At 68.9% G+C, this 18,620-nt stretch carries 19 protein-coding genes and 2 pseudogenes; 7 read left to right on the top strand and 14 right to left on the bottom strand.

Annotation, left to right across the window (positions count from 1 at the left end):
- Positions 1-499 (bottom strand): GNAT family N-acetyltransferase (locus I6A81_RS01010; RefSeq protein WP_203006092.1); only part of this gene is annotated, 499 nt, incomplete at its 3' end.
- Positions 500-714: 215 nt separating this feature from the next.
- Here I6A81_RS01010 and I6A81_RS01015 point away from each other — a divergent pair.
- Together I6A81_RS01015 and I6A81_RS01020 are read left to right on the top strand one after the other, a co-directional pair.
- The gene (locus I6A81_RS01015; protein WP_203006091.1) at positions 715-1,533 is read left to right on the top strand and encodes an HNH endonuclease family protein; all 819 of its coding nucleotides are present in this window, start codon (positions 715-717) and stop codon (positions 1,531-1,533) included.
- 65 nt (positions 1,534-1,598) lie between these two features.
- A complete protein-coding gene (locus tag I6A81_RS01020; RefSeq protein WP_203006090.1) occupies positions 1,599-1,835 on the top strand; it encodes a hypothetical protein in 237 nt (78 codons plus the stop codon).
- Positions 1,836-1,918: 83 nt separating this feature from the next.
- Here the strand turns inward: I6A81_RS01020 and I6A81_RS01025 are convergent, their stop codons facing one another.
- Together I6A81_RS01025 and I6A81_RS44635 are read right to left on the bottom strand one after the other, a co-directional pair.
- Positions 1,919-2,146 (bottom strand): hypothetical protein, encoded by a 228-nt coding sequence (locus I6A81_RS01025; protein ID WP_203006089.1) that lies wholly within the window; start codon positions 2,144-2,146, stop codon positions 1,919-1,921.
- A 139-nt stretch (positions 2,147-2,285) separates the two neighbouring features.
- Positions 2,286-2,417 (bottom strand): hypothetical protein, encoded by a 132-nt coding sequence (locus tag I6A81_RS44635; RefSeq protein WP_285222990.1) that lies wholly within the window; start codon positions 2,415-2,417, stop codon positions 2,286-2,288.
- 144 nt (positions 2,418-2,561) lie between these two features.
- Here I6A81_RS44635 and I6A81_RS01035 point away from each other — a divergent pair.
- Positions 2,562-3,275 (top strand): annotated as a pseudogene (locus I6A81_RS01035) (IS6 family transposase).
- A 365-nt stretch (positions 3,276-3,640) separates the two neighbouring features.
- Here the strand turns inward: I6A81_RS01035 and I6A81_RS01040 are convergent.
- The 8 genes from I6A81_RS01040 to I6A81_RS01075 form a co-directional block, all read right to left on the bottom strand.
- Positions 3,641-4,459 (bottom strand): methyltransferase domain-containing protein, encoded by an 819-nt coding sequence (locus I6A81_RS01040; protein WP_203006088.1) that lies wholly within the window; start codon positions 4,457-4,459, stop codon positions 3,641-3,643.
- A gap of 438 nt (positions 4,460-4,897) precedes the next feature.
- The gene (locus I6A81_RS01045) at positions 4,898-5,305 is read right to left on the bottom strand and encodes a RidA family protein (RefSeq protein ID WP_203006087.1); all 408 of its coding nucleotides are present in this window, start codon (positions 5,303-5,305) and stop codon (positions 4,898-4,900) included.
- A gap of 104 nt (positions 5,306-5,409) precedes the next feature.
- Entirely contained in the window at positions 5,410-6,567 is a 1,158-nt protein-coding gene (locus tag I6A81_RS01050; protein ID WP_203006086.1) for an acyl-CoA dehydrogenase family protein, read from the bottom strand.
- Positions 6,557-8,170, bottom strand: coding sequence for a long-chain-fatty acid--ACP ligase MbtM (mbtM, locus tag I6A81_RS01055; RefSeq protein WP_407661226.1), 1,614 nt, complete (start codon positions 8,168-8,170; stop codon positions 6,557-6,559). The genes I6A81_RS01050 and mbtM overlap by 11 nt, the downstream gene beginning before the upstream one ends.
- Before the next feature lie 65 nt (positions 8,171-8,235).
- Positions 8,236-8,514, bottom strand: coding sequence for an acyl carrier protein (locus I6A81_RS01060; RefSeq protein WP_203006084.1), 279 nt, complete (start codon positions 8,512-8,514; stop codon positions 8,236-8,238).
- Positions 8,515-8,783: 269 nt separating this feature from the next.
- Entirely contained in the window at positions 8,784-9,143 is a 360-nt protein-coding gene (locus tag I6A81_RS01065) for a hypothetical protein (RefSeq protein ID WP_203006083.1), read from the bottom strand.
- Between the two features lie 821 nt (positions 9,144-9,964).
- Positions 9,965-10,225, bottom strand: coding sequence for a hypothetical protein (locus tag I6A81_RS01070; RefSeq protein WP_203006082.1), 261 nt, complete (start codon positions 10,223-10,225; stop codon positions 9,965-9,967).
- Between the two features lie 562 nt (positions 10,226-10,787).
- On the bottom strand, positions 10,788-11,210 hold the full coding sequence (locus tag I6A81_RS01075) for a VOC family protein (RefSeq protein WP_203006081.1): 423 nt from the start codon (positions 11,208-11,210) through the stop codon (positions 10,788-10,790).
- Between the two features lie 115 nt (positions 11,211-11,325).
- On the opposite strand from I6A81_RS01075, the gene I6A81_RS01080 reads away from it, so the two are divergent.
- Positions 11,326-12,309 (top strand): helix-turn-helix transcriptional regulator, encoded by a 984-nt coding sequence (locus I6A81_RS01080; RefSeq protein WP_238430437.1) that lies wholly within the window; start codon positions 11,326-11,328, stop codon positions 12,307-12,309.
- A gap of 162 nt (positions 12,310-12,471) precedes the next feature.
- On the opposite strand, the pseudogene I6A81_RS01085 reads toward I6A81_RS01080, so the two are convergent.
- Together I6A81_RS01085 and I6A81_RS01090 are read right to left on the bottom strand one after the other, a co-directional pair.
- Positions 12,472-12,579: pseudogene (locus I6A81_RS01085) on the bottom strand (nitroreductase family deazaflavin-dependent oxidoreductase); the annotation flags it as partial.
- Between the two features lie 72 nt (positions 12,580-12,651).
- Entirely contained in the window at positions 12,652-13,089 is a 438-nt protein-coding gene (locus I6A81_RS01090) for a VOC family protein (protein WP_203006079.1), read from the bottom strand.
- A 348-nt stretch (positions 13,090-13,437) separates the two neighbouring features.
- On the opposite strand from I6A81_RS01090, the gene I6A81_RS01095 reads away from it, so the two are divergent.
- Positions 13,438-13,620 carry a hypothetical protein gene (locus I6A81_RS01095; protein ID WP_203006078.1) on the top strand — a complete coding sequence of 61 codons (183 nt, stop codon included), beginning with the start codon at positions 13,438-13,440 and terminating at the stop codon, positions 13,618-13,620.
- 11 nt (positions 13,621-13,631) lie between these two features.
- Here the strand turns inward: I6A81_RS01095 and I6A81_RS01100 are convergent, their stop codons facing one another.
- Positions 13,632-16,178: a sensor domain-containing protein gene (locus I6A81_RS01100; protein ID WP_307874386.1), complete on the bottom strand. Its 2,547-nt coding sequence runs from the start codon at positions 16,176-16,178 to the stop codon at positions 13,632-13,634.
- A gap of 242 nt (positions 16,179-16,420) precedes the next feature.
- Between I6A81_RS01100 and I6A81_RS01105 the strand changes: the two genes are divergently transcribed.
- Entirely contained in the window at positions 16,421-17,809 is a 1,389-nt protein-coding gene (locus tag I6A81_RS01105) for a phenylacetate--CoA ligase family protein (protein WP_203006077.1), read from the top strand.
- Positions 17,810-18,031: 222 nt separating this feature from the next.
- Positions 18,032-18,442, top strand: coding sequence for an SHOCT domain-containing protein (locus I6A81_RS01110; protein ID WP_307874388.1), 411 nt, complete (start codon positions 18,032-18,034; stop codon positions 18,440-18,442).
- Positions 18,443-18,620 lie beyond the last annotated feature (178 nt).

Consider the following 18,620-nt stretch of genomic DNA (forward strand, 5'->3'; position numbering starts at 1 on the left):
CGGCTGTCGCTGCCACCGGAACCGGTAGCAAATTCTCATTCCGAAAGGGTGGCGGCACGCCGCCATGACTGCTCTTGTGGTTGCCGTGCGTGACGCCAGCGAAGATCATAGTGGCGGCAAGAGCAGTCCGCCCATGATTGATGAGTGTTCTGCATGCGGCCGTGACGTAGCCATGGCCGAAGCACTCGCGGCTCAGCCAATAGCCTAGGACATAGTGAGGCGGAGCAACAGGATTAAGATCCACTCTCCCAATGATCTTACAGTCGAGAAATATACCGTACCGGTAGTGGATGGAGCCTGACCCTTCCGCGAGATGGTTCTCGACCCACTCCAACGTGGCGCGTTTCTCATCCTGATAGTCACCGAACTCGGCGAGGTGGTCCCTGTTGCGGTCGATCAAGGCGTAGTAGACCTCCGCGTCGGCACTGGTCAGCGCCCGCAAGGCCAGGCCCGGCATCGAGGTCGGCAGGTCACACAGCGGTGACGGCGCGGAGCTCATACCGATCATTGTCGTCCCGCCGACGTTGATGTGTATCCAGCACGGACCAGGGCGCGGCTCTCCAAGATCGCTGCTGGCTACCGGGCCTCGGACAGGATCGGCGGGCGGTTGGCTGGTTCCCGTCCGCCACGAAGGTGTGTCTTTCACCGGTCCGGTGGGTGGTGGCCGGTATCTGCCGTGCGCCGAGACCGGCTGGTTTGGGAGCATGCGGGGTTATGGCTGGTCGTGGGGGGCGCAACCGCCGTGGGCGGTCGTGGTGGGGCCGGGTCGGATTCCTCGTACTCCTGGTCGTCGTGATCGTTGTGGTCGTCGTGGTGGTACGGGGCGGCGGCGAGTTCGGCGGCGTCAGGCTCCCCAACCCGCTCGACTCACCGACCGCGCCACCACCGGCATCGACACCGCCCGCGGGTGGCGACCCGTCCGGACCTGCCACACCGCCAGGCCCGGCGGCGGGATCGTTGCGCGCCGCCGTGGACGGGCTGCCGGTCGCGGCGGAGGACCGGACCGGCTATGCCCGGGAGAGGTTCCAGCACTGGATCGACGCCGACCGCGACGGCTGTGACACCCGCCGGGAAGTACTCATCGGCGAGGCGATCACCCCGCCCACCGTCGGACCTCGATGCGCGCTGAGCGGTGGGCAGTGGCGGTCCTACTACGACGACAAGGTCTGGACCGACCCGAACGACCTCGACATCGACCACATGGTGCCCCTGGCCGAAGCCTGGGACTCCGGCGCCTCCGCCTGGTCTGACGAGCAGCGCCGCGCCTACGCCAACGACCTCGACGACCCTCGCGCCCTCGTCGCGGTCACCGACAACGAGAACCAGACCAAAGCCGATCAGGACCCGGCCGAATGGATGCCCCCGCTGGCCAGCGCCACCTGCCTCTACATCGGCGAATGGGTCGCGGTGAAACTCCGCTGGCAGCTGACCGTCGACACCGCCGAGAAGACGGCGCTCAGCCGCATCGCCGCCACCTGCCCGGACGAGCCGATCACCGTCACACTCGCCGCCCAGGGCGTCCCGCCCCCGTGAGAGGGCGCCGGACCATCGCTGGCCAAGCCCGTCTGCCGCGGTGTTACTGGCGCGGTCGGTGGGGCTTGGCCTGGGTCACCCAGCAGGCCCGCAAGCTCACCTACCAACTCGGCGACAGTCACGGCGGCCCGTACCGGTTCCTGATCCGCGACCGGGACACCAAGTTCGTCGCCGGCTGCGACGACGTGTTCGCCGACGAGAGCATCCGGATCCTCAAGACCCCGGTGCGGGCTCCACGCGCCAACGCCTACGCCGAACGCTGGATCCGCACCGTCCGGCGGGGTGCCTGGACCGGACCTTGATCTGGAACCAGCGCCACGCCAAACAGGTCCTGTCGACCTACGTCGAGCACATGGGCCATCCGGGCTGCGCATCGTCTGAGCGGCTACTGCCGGATCTCGACCGTCTTGATCGCCCGCCAGGACACCAGCACCTGGCCGCCGCCTTCCAGCGGGAGCGCCGTCACGTCGCTCCGGGTGATCCATCCCTGGACCTCCCGCGTCAGCGCGGCTATCTGCGCCTCCCACGACGCGGCTGCGTCGACCAGGCTGGTGATGTCGATGCGGTGCTCGATGGTGCCGTCGATGACGAGCACGACAACCGCGGTTGCCACCAGGTTCAGCCTTCCGTGTCGTTCGGGTTCGGCGCCGGGTCGGTCATCAGGCGTCCCGCCAGGTCGACCTGTTCTTGTCGAGCCAGTCCTCGACCTCGGCGCGCTTCCGGATCCGGGTGGTGCCGTCCTCGGAAGTGAATCACGGGACCGGGAACCGGCGCTCCACAGTGATCGCCTGAGCCCGGGAGCGTCCCACTCCGAGCATCTTCATCACCTGCCCGAAGGTGACCAGCTCGGACGGGCGAGCGGGCTCGTCCATGTCGCTGGCCATGGCCCTGAGCCAAGGCCGAGGCCAACGCTCTGGGTCTGTGCCCTGGGCATAGGCCCTGTAACCCGCCAACGTGCGGTCTTGGTCGCGCGGGCTCTGTTGCGCCAGCGGCTGCCGCGGTCCGACCCAGCGGCCAGGCATGATCGGATGGTGGCTCGCTGCCGTCCTCGTCGACCGGTTCCGCCCTCGGAGTTCGCGGGTTCCGGTTCCGCCTGAGGTGATCGTCCTGGCAGTGCGCTGGTACCTGCGGTTCGCGCTGTCGTACCGGGACGTCGAGGAGCGGCTCGCTGAGCGCGACATCGAGGTTGATCACGTCACTGTGTACCAGTGGGTGCAGCGCTTTACGCCGCTGCTGGTCGACGCGGCCCGGCCAAGCTGTCACCGCCCGGGCAGTAGGTGGTTCGTCGACGAGACCTACATCAGGATCGCGGGCAGGTGGCGGTACCTGTATCGCGCCGTTGACCAGCACGGACAGATCATCAACGTACTCGCCAGCGAACGACGTGACCAGCTCGCGGCCCGTCGGTACTTCCACCGGGGCGTTGGCCCACGGCCGCCGGCCGGTCGAGGTCACCACGGACAAGGCACCGGTCTACCCGCGGATCCTTGATGAACTGGTGCCCGAGGCGTGCCATGTTGACGCACGGTGGGAGAACAATCGAATCGAGGCCGACCACGGCAGGCTGAAAGCCCGGCTACGGCCGATGCGCGGCCTCCAACGGCTGCGCTCCGCCCAGACAGTCAGCACCGGCCACGCATTGGTCCAGAAACATCCGCCGCGGCCACTAAGAATTCGGAACCGACACCGAACCCCAGCGCCACCTCACCGCAGCCTTCACCGAGCTGGCCCTGGCCATCTGACCAGGCCGCCAACCCGCCAGCGCCATGCCTCGCCCCGACTCAACGCAACAACGCCTCATCACCCGGCTGCGCCGCGGTCCCCGCATCCGTGGCTACCAGCAACGACGCCTCGCGAAGGCAATACTCCACGCGAGATCGTCCGCTGTCTCAAACGCCACGTCGCCCGCGAGATCTACAACGCCATCCCGCGCACCAGCCCACCGGCCGCCGCGGCCACTTGACAACGCAGGGGCGTCAGCGCCCTTCTCGCCCCCCACAGGTGCCGGCGGGCAGGGCGGACGTCTGGTCATCGTCAGACCTCCTCGCCGTGGAGACAACCGACAGGGCAGACCTGCCTACCACAACCTTGATCCAACGAACTACCGCTAGGGGTGGCGGCGTGGGGCGGTGGCGACGATCACGGCCATGGACGGCGCCCACCAGTAGGTGCAGTCCGGCGGCGGGGTGAGGCCGTCGACGACGCTGACGGTGAACGAGCGAAAGTGCCGCAGCAGCGCCCGCTGGTGGCGCCGGGAGACGGAGTCGATCTCGTTCGAGTAGTACGTGAACACGCCGTCGTCGGTGAGGTGCGCGGCGGCGTGCGGGAAGAAGTGCTCGGCGAACGTGGCGTCGCGCATCACGTACTCGTCGACCTCGGTCTCGGTCAGCGGGTAGGTGTCGAACAGGATCCCGTCGTAGCGGCCGAGCCCGCCGAGCACCTCCTGCCAGCGGCCCTCGACGATCTCCACGCCGGGCCGGCCCTCCGCCCAGGCCCGCCCGGCGGCGGCGACCGCCGGGTTGGCCTCGACGATCGTGTGCTGGGCCGGGCCGGCCTCCTGGACGTAGCCGGCCGAGATGGCCATACCGAAGCCCAGCTCCAGCACCGAACCGCCGGGCCGCGCGACCGCGTCCGCCAGCGCCCGCATCAGCGGCCGCTCCCAGGCCTGCATGACCTCCTGCCCGGAGACGATCAGTTCGTCGTCGTCGAGGGAGGGTGCCGCCACGTCGACCGCCTCGCCGATCAGCGGCCGGGCCGCGCCGGACACCATCCCGGCGGACGCCGCGTCCAGCGCCGCGACGTCGGCGACGAACTCGTCGAGCGCCCGGCGCAGCAGGAACTCGCGGGGCTGCGGCGACATGGAGCCGAGCAGGGCGTCAGAGGTGGCAACGAACGTGACGTCGAACTTCTCAGCACGCTGCAGCACGCCAACCTCCCGGAATGAAGAATGTCAACGCGGAGCTCCTACCGAGCCAACAAAGTCGCTTCCAGCGATACTAGGCCGTGGACGGTTCAAGTACACGATTCCGCTGGTCACGGGCCTGGTCAGGCCGCTCACTCGTATTCGACGAAGAACAGCACACACGGCCTGGACAGCGTAACGGCGTCGATCGTGAGAAAGTCACACGCCAGCACGCCAGCACGCCCCGGGCTTGGGCGCAGGAACTGTGACCAGCTCGGACCCGGGCCGCGGCGACGCACCGGTCCCGACGGGTCGGGCAGCGTCACCCGCCCCGCCGGGTGATCAGGGCCCCGGCCGGATGAACTTACACTCCGACGATGGGCGCAAGATCGCGATCGGCGTCGGATCCGAGGGAGTCGGTGTGGACACGGCAGGCATCCTGGTGTCGCCGCGCGTGACCGCTCACGACGCGGCGACGACCGCGATCTCGAGCAGCCAGGACGGTTGGGCCAGAGCCGGGACGGTCACCAGCGTGCTGGCCACCCGGCGGCCGCCGAGGAATTCGTCGCGTGCCGCCATGGCCTGCGCCAGCCCGGGCGTCACCGCGGTCGCGACCAGGTAGGTGGTGATGCTGACGATGTCCTCGACCGTCATGTCGGCCTCGGTCAGTATCGCGGCGATGTTGCTCCATACCTGGCTCGCCTGGGCCGGCACCCCGTCCGGTACCGAACCGTCCAGTGCCACCGGCACGACTCCGGAGGTGTGCAGCCACCGGCTGGCGTTCTCGACCAGGACCGCGTGGGCATAGCGGGCCGCCGGAGGGGCTATGCGGTCAGGGCTGATCGTTCGGCGGGTGACGGCGTCGGACATGCGCAAACCGTACAGCCCGCTGCGACGCTGCCTGGACGTACTTTCGGCACGTACAAGGTCAGCCAGCGGCCTGCGAGTCTCGACCGCGGTGTCACCCGTCGCCGTCAACTGATAGCGGCGGAGAACGCCCGATAACCCTCGACGTCGGGCCTCATCGCCGCCGCAACGAGCTCCCAGAGGACTTCGTCGGTGCCTCCGCCGACGCGGGCGAGCTTCATGTCACGCCACCAGCGCGCCAACGGCGTCTCGTCGGTGAGGAACGCCGAGCCACCGAAAATGTGCATGCACTCACCGACGACCTCCTCGCCGAGGCGGGCCGCCGACACCTTCATCGCCGCCGCGGTGCGGAGATCCAAATGCCCGCCGGCGGCGATCCCGGTCAGCGCGTGCCGGAGCATGTCCACCCGCGCCTGCAGGTCGGCCACCCGCAGCCGCAACGCCTGGTGGTCGAACAGCGTCCTGCCGAACTGGGTGCGCTCCTGCATCCTGGCGAGTGTGATGCCCAGCACCTGATCGCAGGTCGCGGCGACCTGCCCAGCGACGGAGAGACGCTCGTGGGCCAGCCCCCAGCTCACCGCGGCCAGGCCCGTCCCGGCGCGAGCGATCAGATGGTCGGCCGGTACGCGGGTGTCGATCTCCACGGCCGAGGTCTCGAGCGGCCCGGCGCTCACCGTGGCGTACGGCGGCATGATGGTGACCTGGCTGGTGGGCACCAGCACGAGGGCGACGCTGCCGTGCCGGCTCGATGGGTCATGGTTCACGCTGCGGGCGACGACCAGGATGTAGTCGGCTAGTGGTGAAAGCGAAACGAACTTCTTGCGGCCCTTCACCCGCAACTCGTCACCCTCGGCGCACACCGCTGTCTGGACGATCTGCAGATCGGATCCACCAGACGACTCGGACGCGGCCAGACAGAGCACCGCTTCACCGCGGATCGCCTGTTCTGCCACCGACCTCAGCAGGGCGGACCGGCCGAAGCGGCGAATGATCGAGATCGCCGAGTCATGCAGGCTGACGCCGACGCTGACCCCTGCCGATCCCAGCCGGCCGAGCGCGAAGGACAACTCGTTGAGCCTGGCCAGATCGGGGGTGGTGCCATCACCCCACTTCTCGGCGAAGACCCCCGCCGCACCCAGCCGTCGCAGCAACGGACGTGGGAACCGCCGGGTGGCCTCCGCCTCGGCGACCCATGCTCGTACCTCATCGTCGAACACGGACTTCAGCAGATTCCGGTAGCTTTCGACCGACGCGTCAACGCTCATTCCAGTGTCCCGACTCGAGGAGTTTTCTGGTCTCCAGGCGGCGCAGCTTGCCGGAGGTGGTCAGTGGCAGCGCACCGGGTCGCACGAACACCACGTCGGCCGGGACGACACCGCACTCGGAGGCCACCGCGGCGATCACCTTGCGGCGGGCGGACTCGGGGTCGCCGCCACGAAACTCGGCCACGATCACCAACCCGGGGCGGCCCGAGGCTCCGTCCCGGGCCACTGCCGCCACTCGGCCGCCGCGGACGCCGGCGACACTCGCCGCGCGCTTCTCAATTTCCATCGGAAACAGGTTGCGACCAGAGACGATGATGATTTCCTTGGCCCGGCCACAGATCACCGGGCGGCCGTCGACGAGGTAGCCGAGGTCGCCGGTGGGAAACCATTCACCGTCGGCGAGCGGCGCGTGCCCCAGATAGCCCGTCATCATCGACGTGCCGCGGATCTCCACGTGCCCCACGTCCCGATTGTCGATCCGGGGAACGTCGACACCGTTCGCCTCGACGATACGGATCTGCATCCCGCCGAGCGGTCTGCCGAGGATCGCGTATCGACGGCGGACGGGATTACCCCCGTTCTCGGGCGAGGTGACGGTCACCTCGTCGTACTGTGCACCCTCACCGGCGTCGGGCATGGTGACCGCGCAGGTCGATTCGGCCATCCCGTAGGCCGGCGCGGCCGCGCCACGGTCCATGCCGAACTTGGCCGCCACGTCGAGGAAGGCGTCAAACGCGTCGGCGTCGATCGGTTCGGCACCGCTGACCGCGAACCGCAGGCGCGACAGGTCGGCGCCCTCGACCCGGCGCCCGTACCTGCCCACGATGTCGTAAGCGAAGTTCGGCGCCGCGGTGATGGTGGCCCGGGACTCGGTGAGCCACTGCAGCCACTTGAAAGGTGCCGCCACGAAGGCGGAGCTGGGCGCGATCCACAGGGGAGCGCCGGTAGCCATGCCGACGAGCACGACGATCAGACCCATGTCGTGGTACAGCGGCAGCCAGCTCAGCTGGACGTCGCGGGTGGGACGCACGTCGAGGCGCGCGACCAGCTCCCTGATGTTGCTGTGGACGGCCGCGACCGACAGGACCGCCGTCTTGGGTTCGCCGGTCGAGCCGGCGGTGCCCTGCAGCACGGCTGGCGCGTCGGGACCGACCTGGCGTCCGACGAAACCGGTGAGGTCGGCGTCTCGCCCGTACAGCTCGACCGGCGCGGTCCGCAGCGGCCCGTCGACGTTCGCCAGCATCGCGAGCTGCTTGTCGGAACCGAGCACGGTGCCCACACCGATAGCGACGAACCGGGCGTAGGTGCTCTGGGCCCAACGCTGCTCGTCGGCACCCCGGACCGGGCCAGGGAGAACGGACACCGCGACACCGGCCAACCAGGCACCCTGAATGGCCGCGACCAGATCCACGGTCGGGTGGCCGATCAGGCCGACAGCGCGCGGTTCGCGGCCTTCGCTCTCGGCGAGAATCTGCGCGGCGATCTGTTCGGCGCGGGCCTGGACCTCTCGCCACGGGCGGGTGTCCCATTCGCCGGACGCCGCGTCGAGCACCGACAATGTCCCGTCTCCGGCGCGCATCGCTCGGCTGATGGCGGTGGCCAGAACACTCGGACTGGCGCTCTCGTCGAACTTCCCGTTCGTCCGCGCCACGTTCGTCTGCGTCACGCTCAGCCTCGCTTCGCGAGGATGACGTCCTCCAAGTCGGCGACCGTCTCGCATCTCGCCATCTCCTGCTCGGTCAACATCACGCCGAACCTCTCCTCTATCGCCACCATTCCCACGGCGAAGGCGACTGAGTCGAGGCCGACCTCGTCGACAAGGTGCGACCCCCGGGTGATGCGCGAGGTGTCCACCTGCAGGTCGATCCGCAGGATCTGCTCTATCTCCGGACCTATCGGGTCGGACATTCCGGCCTCCTTGTAGCTCGTCGCGAACTCGCCGTTCATGGTGTCTGGTAACCGCTGCCCGTGTGCCGGCTTTCCCGCTCCACGGGGTCAGCCGAATGCCGGTCGAGCGGTTCCGCGTTGGCTCGACCGCCGAATTCCTGTGAGAAGAAGCTTCGATATCGCGCGAACGAGCCGCCAGCGTCATCCCGTCCCGGGTGATGTGCCGCATCAGTACGATGGCGGCCAGATGTTCGTCGCCGAGCCGGACCGGTGTGATCCGTATCATCGGCTCGACGGTCAGGACGAAGAGTCGGGCACCACGTCCCTGGTCAGTTCCGCCGGCGGTTCTCGGCCTCGGGTTGTTCGCAAAGGCCGATCCGGTGGCGGCGGGTCGGCAGTTCGGAATGGGCGCGTTGGTATCGCTCGACTAGGTGATCGGCGTGGCAGGCGGCGCGGAGCACCTTGTGCCGGCGCCCGACGAGCTCGAACACCTCCGGAAGCGCCGTGTCATCGACCGGCCCCTCAAACGTGATGGCGAGGCAGAGATCGTAGATGACCCTCTCGGGCGTCAGCTGCTGGTACGTCCAGGCGGCACGTCGCGACGAGTGTGGCGCCCGTTCGGCGATCGCCCGCCGCGGCACGCCGCCATCGAAGTTGATCATTCTCTCCTGGGCGAGGCGCGCCCGCATCGCCGCTTCCACCGCGCCGAACGATCGCATGCACGCACTCTCCTTGACGTCTAGCCGGTGCAGGTCAGGCCGGTTTGTTGCTCTCGGCGAGCACGTGGTTACGCCCCACGCTACGAAAGTTAGGTTACCTTAACCAGCTTCAGGATGGCTAGTCCCGAAGCGTGCCAGAACTCGATTTGGGGTGTGGCCTGCGGTTCTACCGTTCGGCAGGCGGGCTGCCGGAACCCGATGATCATGCCCTCGGGGCCTTGTGGCGACGAGTCGGGTCGTGTCCGCGGACCTGTCCCCTCGATGGACGATCAAGACGAGGCGGGAGGTACGGGACTGGCTGCGTGCGCTGCGCCCGTGGTCGCGCACCAGGAACCGGAACTCCCGCCGCCTGGTCTGCGAGGTCCATGAGCAGGTCGCGGATCTGCTGGGTGGTCCACGGCCCGTCCGGAGGCGCGGTGACCCCGACGAGGTGGACGTAGCGGCTGCCGACTTCCAGGACGAACAAGCAGTACGGGCGTCGCGGCGTGATGGCGCAGTCGACGTGGAAGAGGTCAACGGCCAGCATGGTCGAGGCCTGGGTGCGCACGAACTGCCGCCAGCTCGAGTCGGTATGCCGCCGTGGTGCCGGGGGCAGCCCGAGGGACTTCAGAACCCCGCGGATCGTGGACGCACCGACGCGGTAGCCGAGCTTGAGCAGCTCGCCCTGGATCCGTTTGTATCCCCACGTCGGGTGCGGCGAGAGCCTTACGGATTCTCGGGATTGCGGCGGCCCGCTGGCGGCGGCGCGGACGGGCTGCCCGGGCGTGGGCCCGGGCAGCCGTGCATCACTACTACTTCTTGGAGCGGGACGGCGTCTGGGCCAGCGTGCTGGCGGCGGCGGACTTCTCCGCCTTGGTCGCGCTCTTGCTGGCCAGTGTCTTGGCGGCAGCGGAGGCGGCCTTGGCGCCGGTCTGCCCCGTGCTTTCGGGCGCCTGCGACAGCGCGCTCGCCGCGGCGACCTTCCCCGTCTTCTTGGGCGTGCTCTTGCTGGTCAGCGTCTTGCCGGCGGCCGAGGCGGCCTTGGCACCGGTTTGACGGTGATTCTTTGGCATAATCAACGCCTCTCTTCAGGTCAGCTGTGCACCGCGACGAACCGGGTCGTACCCTGGCCTCGGCGCCGAAACCAGAGCAACTGCGTTCAACCTGTGAGGTGCGGAAAGTCTGTCTGCGCCTGTGAGCTGGTGCGAGCTGGGCTGATGCCACGGCCCGCCACCGTGTAGGACCCTGTTGCCACATCGCCGAGCGTCGGGGCCGCGGCCAGCGGGTGGTGATCGTGGAGGATGGTGCGGCGCGACTGGCCCGACCCTGCCCGCGGGAGGTGCCGGTCGATGTCAGACCGGGCCCGCGACCAGCGGAATCGTCTACTTGCACCCTCAGGCACCGCCGCCAACATCCACCACGTCGCGATCTACATCGGAAACGGACAACTGATCAGCGCCCCGGGGCGCGGCGAAGTGGTCTGGGTGGCTCCGTACCAGTGGACAGAAGACGACCATCTCGGGGCGACAAGACCAGAAAACTAGGGATTTATTCGCCTGTCGCTTTGGTCGGGTGAGGCATCGAGGTGGCCGCCGCGAGCACTTCTGGTCGAGGCGGCCACGTCGACGGAGCGCCTCAGGTGGAGGCGTACTCGACCGCGATGTCCAGGACCCAGGTGACGCCGAACCGGTCGGTGAGCTGCCCGTAGAGCGGCGCCCACTGGGAAGGGCCGATCGGCTGCCTGACGTCGGCGCCTTCGACGAGCTTGTCCCAGTAGCCCTGGAGCTCGGCGGGATCGGTGCCGCGGACGGAGACGAAGAACGGGTCCTGCCCCTGGTCCCAGGGAAGGTGCGGGTAGACGTCGTAGGCCATGACGCGGAAGCCGTTGTCGGCTGCGACCTGGCCCCACACGACGTTGTCGGCGGTCGCGGGGTCGGCGTTACCCATGTCGGCATAGCTCACGGCGACGAGCTCGCCTCCGAAGACGGACTGGTAGAACTCCAGCGCCTCGCGGGCGTTGCCGCGGAAGTTCAGGTGGGGCGTGACGCCGATGGTCATCGTGGGACTCCTTGCCCTTGTCGTCATGACGAGCCGGCTCATCGTTCCGGCGGCAGGACAAGACTCACGGCAGTACCGGTCAGGCCGTGTCCTCTTCTCAGGAAGACTGGATGACATGGCCGGATCGCCGTCACGGATGCTGAGACTGCTGTCGCTGTTGCAGACACGGCGTGACTGGCCAGGCCGTGTACTCGCGGAGCGCCTGGAGATCAGCGACCGCACGCTGCGCCGCGATGTGGATCACTTGCGAGAGCTGGGCTATCGGATCAACGCGATCAAGGGCCCGGACGGCGGGTATCGACTCGACGCGGGTTCCGAGCTGCCTCCGCTGTTGTTCGATGACGACCAGGCCGTCGCGCTCGCCATCGCCCTACAAGTCGCGTCGGTCTCGGGCGCGGCAGCTGGCGAGGCGGCCTTGCGCGCGCTTACGACCGTGCGGCAGGTGATGCCTCCGCGGCTACGTCAGCGGATCGACGGTATGACGTTCACGACGCTCCCTGCCGCTGACACGGCGGCGGTCGCGGTGGAGCCAGAAGTGCTCATCACGGTGAGCGCGGCTGTCAGGGCGCAGGAGGTACTGCGATTCGACTACGTCTCCGTCGGGCGAGCCCCGGGTGCCAGCCCCTCCAGGCGGCGCACGGAACCCCGTCACATCGTCTTCGGCGGCGGGCGCTGGTACCTCGTCGCCTGGGATCTTGACGCGAGCGACTGGCGAGTGTTCCGCCTTGACAGAGTGACCCCATGTGTCCCGACCGGCCCCCGGTTCACGCCTCGCACCGTGCCCGGAGGAGACGTCCATGATTTCGTCGCCGGGCGCCTCAAAGGCTCGGATCGCGGGAACACCTGGCCCTGCACCGGAGAGGTCATCCTGGAGCTCCCCATGCGCGACGTGACCCCCTTCGTCCACGACGGCATCGTGGAAGAACTCGCGCCCAACCGGTGCCGGCTGGTCGTCGGCTCCTGGTCGTGGGTGGCGCTGGCCGTCTCGATCGGCCGCTTCGACGCGGCCATCATCCGGGTGGCGCCCCGTGAGCTCGGGGATGCCTTCGGGGTGCTTTCTCAACGTTTCGCCGAAGCCGCTGCCCACACCGCCGGCTGACGATCGAGAGGATGAGGCGCCGTACCACCCATCATTGACGAATACTGCGCACTTTGAATAACAGTCCTCCACCAGTCAAATGAGATCCATTGGCGCCAAATGCAGCCTTTAGTTTCACAGTCTGGTCGACCAGGTGTCCGCGCACAGGTGGTGGGTCAGTTTCGACTCGTGTCCCTCGGTTCCGCCCGAGGCCAGATACGTACGGGTCTGCTCAGCGACCCAGTCCCACTTCGAGTCGGTGGCGCGGTCGAGGTCATCAGCGACGGCCATGGCGGCGGTCCTTTCCGGTGTGGCTGGTACTGGTCGGCGATCACCTACGCGACGGAGGAGAATCGTGTTGCTTCAGCCGATTTCCTCGACCAGCCCGATGATGATGCCCTCGGGGCCGCGGACGTAGCAGTACCGGCAGTAGTCGTCGTACTGCGCCACCCCACCCACGAGTTCGGCGCCGTGGGCGCGCAGGCGGGCGAGGACGTCGTCAACGGCGTCGACGACGAACGTCAGGCGAGGGATGCCCGGGGTGTTCAGCGGCGCCCTCGGCGCGGTGCTGGTGGCCACCGGCGAATGGAACGTCGACAGCTCGACCCGGCCATGGCCGTCCGGGGTCCGCACGACGGCCATGTCCGCTCGGACGCCTTCCAGCCCGACGAGCTGGTCCACCCATGCACCCTCGACCGCTGTCTCGCCCTCCAGTTCCAGGCCCAGCTCGACGAAGAACGCGACGGCAGCCGCGAGATCCTCGACCACAACGCCGGCATGATCCATCCGGTGGATCGTCATGACTTCCTCCCGTGTCGCGCGGCCCTCGTGGCCGCTCGTCCCTGGGACGGAGCCGGCGCCACGTTCTCGACACCCGTGGCCATCCTCACAGCCTCCTCGCCGCCCACTCACCCACGGTGATCACCGCCCACTATCGCGCAGACCCGACCACCGACCCCACCCTCGAACGAATCCAAACCATCCACCTGGCCTGGCCGACGCCGCGGCCACGGCACCGTGACGATCCTCATCCTGCGTCACGAACTGGCCGTGCCGCGTCGCCAGGGTGCGCGGCCAAGCTGACGTGGGCGGACCGGCCATCGTCGCCGGGTTGACCCGGTTGTACGTGCTGTTCTTCGCCGGATCGGATTGGTCGGATCGCCTGCCGGTGTCGCGGGGCTGGTGGTCGCCGAGCTGGCGGGTGAGATCGTGCGCCCGCGGCGTGACCCGGCGTCGGTGGGGTGTCGCGCGAAGCGGGCGAGCCAGGCGTGGCGGCGGTGGATGCTGATGAAGAACAGCACGTACAGCCTGGTCAACGTGACGGTGCCGTGAAGCCCACAGGATCACCAGGGAGGCGTCGGGAGTGCCTCGCCGACGGCGGCGCCCTGGGCGAGATCGCAGCCGAGAGCGCGGACCGCGGCCAGCTGGGCCGGCGTGTCGACGCCTCGCACGGCGACGTTCAGATGGAGCAGGTCCGCGAAGCGGACAATCCCCGCGAGGATCGCCGCGGCGATGCCGTCCTGCTCCACGCCGTGGACGTGCTGGCAGCTGAGGCGGATGCCGCTGAGGCCGGGCGGAACGTCCTTCCTGTTCATCGCCCGGAGTGGCCCCATCTCGGTGAAGTCGAGACGGACCGCGACGCCGGCGTCGGCGAACTCGCGGATGATCGTGTTGACGTGGCGGTGGTCCCGATGCCAGAGCCTGTCAGGGACGAGGACGCAGGGGATCGGGCCGCGTCCGTCTGATGGCCCGGGATGTGGGAGGTGCTTGATGATCGTCTCCCGCAGCGCGGTGTCGGCCAGGCCGCGATCGGAGACCCGAATCCACAGTTCCCGCGGCGAACCGTCGACGTGACCGGCCGCCTTGTCGCCAGCTTGGGCGTCGACGTGGGCCGGGGTGTCGGGTGGCGGCGTTGTCGTCGATGTTTCCGTGAGGCCGAGGGTGTTGTCGACGAGCCAGCGGTCGAGGTCGCCGGTCAGTCCCGCTTCGAAGGCGATGGGTTCGATGTCCTCCGGTCCGAGCAGGCATCCGGTGGGGTGGGGCCAGCAGGGGATCGCCTCGGCGGCGACGACCGCGCCGCGCCGGTCTGCCACCGGCCGGAAGAGCAGCCTCATCTCGACGGCGGCGACCGCGCGTCGTAGGTCGGTGATGTCGCGCAGCCGAGTGGTGACCGCCACGCGGATCGTGTCGTTGTAGGCGACACAGGACCCGGGCTCCCGCCGTTTGGCCTCGTACATCGCCACGTCGGCGGCGTCGAGCAGCTGTTCGGCGTCCGTGAGGCCGGGGCCGGCGAGGGCGAGCCCGACGCTTGCGCCCACACTGACTGGCCGGACCAACTGCACGGGCGGCGCGAGCGCACGGATCGCTCGCTCGCCGATGGAGCGCAGGTCGTCCAGACCGGTGACGCTCTCACACAGCACCGCGAACTCGTCGCCCGCGAGCCGGCCGACGAGATCGCCAGGTCGCACCACCTGGCAGAACCGGCCGGCTACCGCCCGGAGAAGGTCGTCACCCGCCTGATGCCCGAGCGCGTCGTTCACCGCCTTGAAGCCATCCAGATCGATGAACAGGACGCCGGTCCGGCGAGCGTCCCGGCGAGTCCGGCACAGGCTTCGCCGCAGCCGGTCGAGTACCGCGACCCGGTTGGGGAGGCCGGTAAGCGGGTCGTGCAACGACCGGAACCGCGCGGCTTCCTCCATCCGGATCCGCAACACCGCCGAGCCGAGAATCGCGGCCACGGACCGGATGAACGCGACGTCGTCAGACGTCAGACCCCGCTCCGCGCGGCGGACCGTGATCGTCGCGCTCGGCTCGTCCGCGTGTCCGACCGGCAACCGCACGACCGTCGGCGCCGTGCCGCCGGCCTCGTCGGTCCGGACGTCGGCGCCGGGGGCGGCGCGGTCGCGGCCCGGGCCGCCGGGTTGCGCTGACAGGGCTCCGGCCGGGGTGCTGGTCGCGAGCGCGGGCCTGGCAGCCAGGATGTCCGTGGCGACGACTGGCGCGTCAGGTTCCTGATCCGGGCCGGGCTGTGCGCACAAGGTGACCAGGTCGGCGCCGAGCTGATCAGTGAGCGTCCGGACGCCGAGGTCCCACAGGGCCCGCTCGTCGACGATCTCCAGGGCGTGTTGCGCCAGGTCCGCGAGCGCCGTCTGGCGGGTCGTGCGGACGAGCAGCTCGGCAGTCGCCTGCTCGCGTTCGGTGACGTCGCTGAGAACCCCGGCGACGGGCGAAGGCTGTCCCACGAGGCCGGGCACCGGGACCAGGTGGATGTCGTACCAGCGCCGACCGAGGTGGAGCACCTCGTGGACGCGCTCGCCGCCCAGCGAGCGGCGCACTATCCCCCGCACGGCCTCCTGATGGCGGAACGTATGAAAGACGCTCGACGCGGCCGCGTCCCGCGCCGCCGCGGGCGTCTGCCGGACCGCGCCGTCGAGGGCGCCCAGCCGCCCCTCCTGGTCGAGGAGGAACACCGAGACCGGGGTGTTCTCGATCACGAGCTGCAACTGCCGCTGGGTCGACACAAGCTCGGTGATGTCCTGCATCTGGGTGAGGAAGCACCGTTCACCGTCAATGGTCACCATGCTCACGGACATCATGAGGTGGACGATGGTGCCGTCGGGACGCAGGATCCGGGCGAAGCGGCGCTCGCCGTGGGGTCCGCCCGCCGCGACATACGCCTCGGCGGTCGCCTGAAGCTCGTCGAGCTGCGTCGGGTCGACCAGGTCGTGCCAGTGCATGCCGACGTACTCGGCCTCGCTGCGGCCCACCAACTGGCAGGCCGCCGCGTTGGCGCGATGCACCCGGTTGTCGTCGACCCCCGCGACGACCAGACCCGTCCGAAGAATGTCGAAGAGGTCAGCGGGGCCCATCCCGCTGTCCCGCTCCGTCACCACCACCGCTCGTCACACCGCCTCGGTCGCTGGTGGCACGGCGGCGCGGCTGGATGCCGATGGCCACACCGTCGAGGCCCTGCCCTCATGGACGCCTACCCCGCGCCCCGCCGGCGAACCCGGCCGGGCAACCGAGCCGCCCACCAGCCGCGGCGATTCACCACCGTCGCCCCGACGACGTCGACCCCTGGCTCTCGACCACCGCCTCGCGGCTGGCTGACCGACCCGTCGCGACCGACACTGTGCGCGTGCCCCGCGCGGACCCGAAGGCTGCCTACGAGCAACTGCGCGCGGCGCACCTGAATGCCGTGCGAGCCTCGCTCGAGGATCACGTGACTCGGCTCGAGTGGCCGCGGCAGCGAATCGAGCGCTACCGCACCGAGCGACTTCGGTCGTTGCTCGCGTTCGCGCGCGAGCGCTCACCGTTCCACGCGGCCCGGATGGGCGACATCGACCCGGCCACGGCGACCGTCAACGACCTCGCACGGCTACCGGTCATGGTCAAGCGGGAGGCCCGGGACGAATGGGACAGGATCGTCACCACACCCGATATCGACGGCGCGGGCGCCGAGCGGGTGCTGGCCCAGCAGGGCTGGTTCTCCTACACATCCACGAGACTCCAGGTGTTCAGCTCAGGCGGCTCGAGCGGTGTGCGCGGCGTCTACGTGTGGGACTGGGCGCAGTTCGTCACACTCGCCTGCCTCGCCTGGCGGTGGCAGACGCGTGCCGAGCGCGTGTCCGGCTCGGACGGCCGCCCGGCACGACTGGCCGTGTTGGAGGCCGGCGAGCCGCCACACGCCAGCACGCCGTTGTTCGACATCGCGACCGGGCCGTCGATGCAGACCGTCGTGATCCCGGCGGCGGCGCCGTTCGACCAGGTGCTGCGCGCGGTGGCGGACGCGCGGCCGACCCATCTCGTCGGCTACGCCTCGGTGATCGGCCGCCTCGCCCGTGCCGCGATCGCCGGTGAGCTCGCTATCCGGCCAGTTCGGGTGAGCACCAATTCCGAGCCGCTGAGCGAGGAGGACCGCGACGCGATCAACACCGCCTGGGGCGCGCCCGTCCACAACCTCTGGGGCTCGACCGAGATCGGCGTCCAGGCGGTGGGCTGCGGCCACGGCGACGGCCTTCACATCTGTGAGGACGAGGTGATCCTGGAACGGGTCGATGCGGCCGGGCGCGCGGTGGCCCCCGACGAGCCGGCCGCGCGGACGCTCGCGACCGGGCTCTCTGGGCTCACGTTCCCGTTCATCCGCTATGACCTCGGTGACGAGGTCACACTGCTGCCCGGCCGCTGCGCATGTGGCAGTTCAATGCAGCGCGTCGCCGGCGTCGTCGGTCGGCATGACGACGACTTCCGCTACGGGGACCGAATGGTCCCGGCGAGCGCGTTCCGGCACGTGCTTGGCACCGACCCGCTGATCTCGGAGTATCAGGTACGTCAGACCGAGGGCGGGGCGGACGTGCTCGTGGTTGGGTCGCCCGATGTCCCGGCGGTGGCCTCGGCGCTGGCATCCTCGGTACGACAGTACGGGTTTGTGAATCCCGACATCAGCGTAAGCGTCGTCGAACAGATCCCGCGGCATGCCTCGACGGGCAAGCTCATGCGGTTTATAGCGCTGAGTGGTTAGTCGCTGGTGGGTCAGGTCAGGGAAGGGAGACCTGGGCTCGCGGACCTCATCCGCCAGTTCCCGGAGGTTCTCGTCGCCCCAGGCGGGTATGACGTCCGGCCAACAAGTGCATATGGTCCAGTTGGCGGCGCGCCGCGGCCGCATCGAGGCCGGGCCCGCTGGTCCGTGGTGGGTCTTCCGATGTGTGAACCTCGGTGTGAGGTGGGACCCTTGGGACGGACCGTGAGTTCCAAGGAGGTGTGGTCGTCCATGGGTTACCCATTTCTCGGCGTTTTCCTGACAATGCTCTGGTTTTTCCTGTTCGCCATCTGGGTTTGCACCCTGTTCGTCGTGATCGCCGATGTTTTTCAAAGTCGCGACCTGTCCGGCTGGGCCAAGGCCGGGTGGTTGGCGTGTGTCATCGTGCTTCCTCTGCTGGGCGTTCTCCTCTATGCGGCCTTCCGTGGCGAGGGCATGAGTGAGAGGTCGGCGGAGGCGTCCAGGCGGCGCGACGTGTTGTATCAGGGTTTCCGGCCCTCCGCGGTGCAGTCCCGCGCGGTCGCCGACGAGTTGGCGAAGCTCGCCCATCTTCGTGATCAGGGTGAGCTCACCGAGGAAGAGTTCCAGCGGGAGAAGTCGCGAGTCCTGACCTGAACGAGTTCCGGCTGCCTGAGCAAGGCCGACGACGCTGCTGGGCGGCCGCGTCTGGCCGCCCTCCTTCGCGTGATTCCGTCCATCGCCGTGCGGAGAGGCCTTAGCCCGGATCTTTCGTGCCTCGGCCAGGTGTGATCGCGAGCTGGCCTTCCACCCATGTTGATGTTGAGTTTTGCCG

The sequence above is a fragment of the Frankia nepalensis genome (assembly GCF_016786325.1).
GTDB lineage: Bacteria > Actinomycetota > Actinomycetes > Frankiales > Frankiaceae > Pseudofrankia > Pseudofrankia nepalensis.

Coding starts and splice junctions, on each gene's coding strand:
- I6A81_RS44635 (WP_285222990.1), bottom strand. CDS start 2,417: ATGGCCAGCGACATGGACGAGCCCGCTCGCCCGTCCGAGCTGGTCACC.
- I6A81_RS01050 (WP_203006086.1), bottom strand. CDS start 6,567: ATGAGCGTTGACGCGTCGGTCGAAAGCTACCGGAATCTGCTGAAGTCC.
- I6A81_RS01045 (WP_203006087.1), bottom strand. CDS start 5,305: ATGTCCGACGCCGTCACCCGCCGAACGATCAGCCCTGACCGCATAGCC.
- I6A81_RS01060 (WP_203006084.1), bottom strand. CDS start 8,514: ATGAACGGCGAGTTCGCGACGAGCTACAAGGAGGCCGGAATGTCCGAC.
- I6A81_RS01080 (WP_238430437.1), top strand. CDS start 11,326: ATGGCCGGATCGCCGTCACGGATGCTGAGACTGCTGTCGCTGTTGCAG.
- I6A81_RS01090 (WP_203006079.1), bottom strand. CDS start 13,089: ATGACGATCCACCGGATGGATCATGCCGGCGTTGTGGTCGAGGATCTC.
- I6A81_RS01065 (WP_203006083.1), bottom strand. CDS start 9,143: ATGCGGGCGCGCCTCGCCCAGGAGAGAATGATCAACTTCGATGGCGGC.
- I6A81_RS01070 (WP_203006082.1), bottom strand. CDS start 10,225: ATGCCAAAGAATCACCGTCAAACCGGTGCCAAGGCCGCCTCGGCCGCC.
- I6A81_RS01075 (WP_203006081.1), bottom strand. CDS start 11,210: ATGACCATCGGCGTCACGCCCCACCTGAACTTCCGCGGCAACGCCCGC.
- I6A81_RS01015 (WP_203006091.1), top strand. CDS start 715: ATGGCTGGTCGTGGGGGGCGCAACCGCCGTGGGCGGTCGTGGTGGGGC.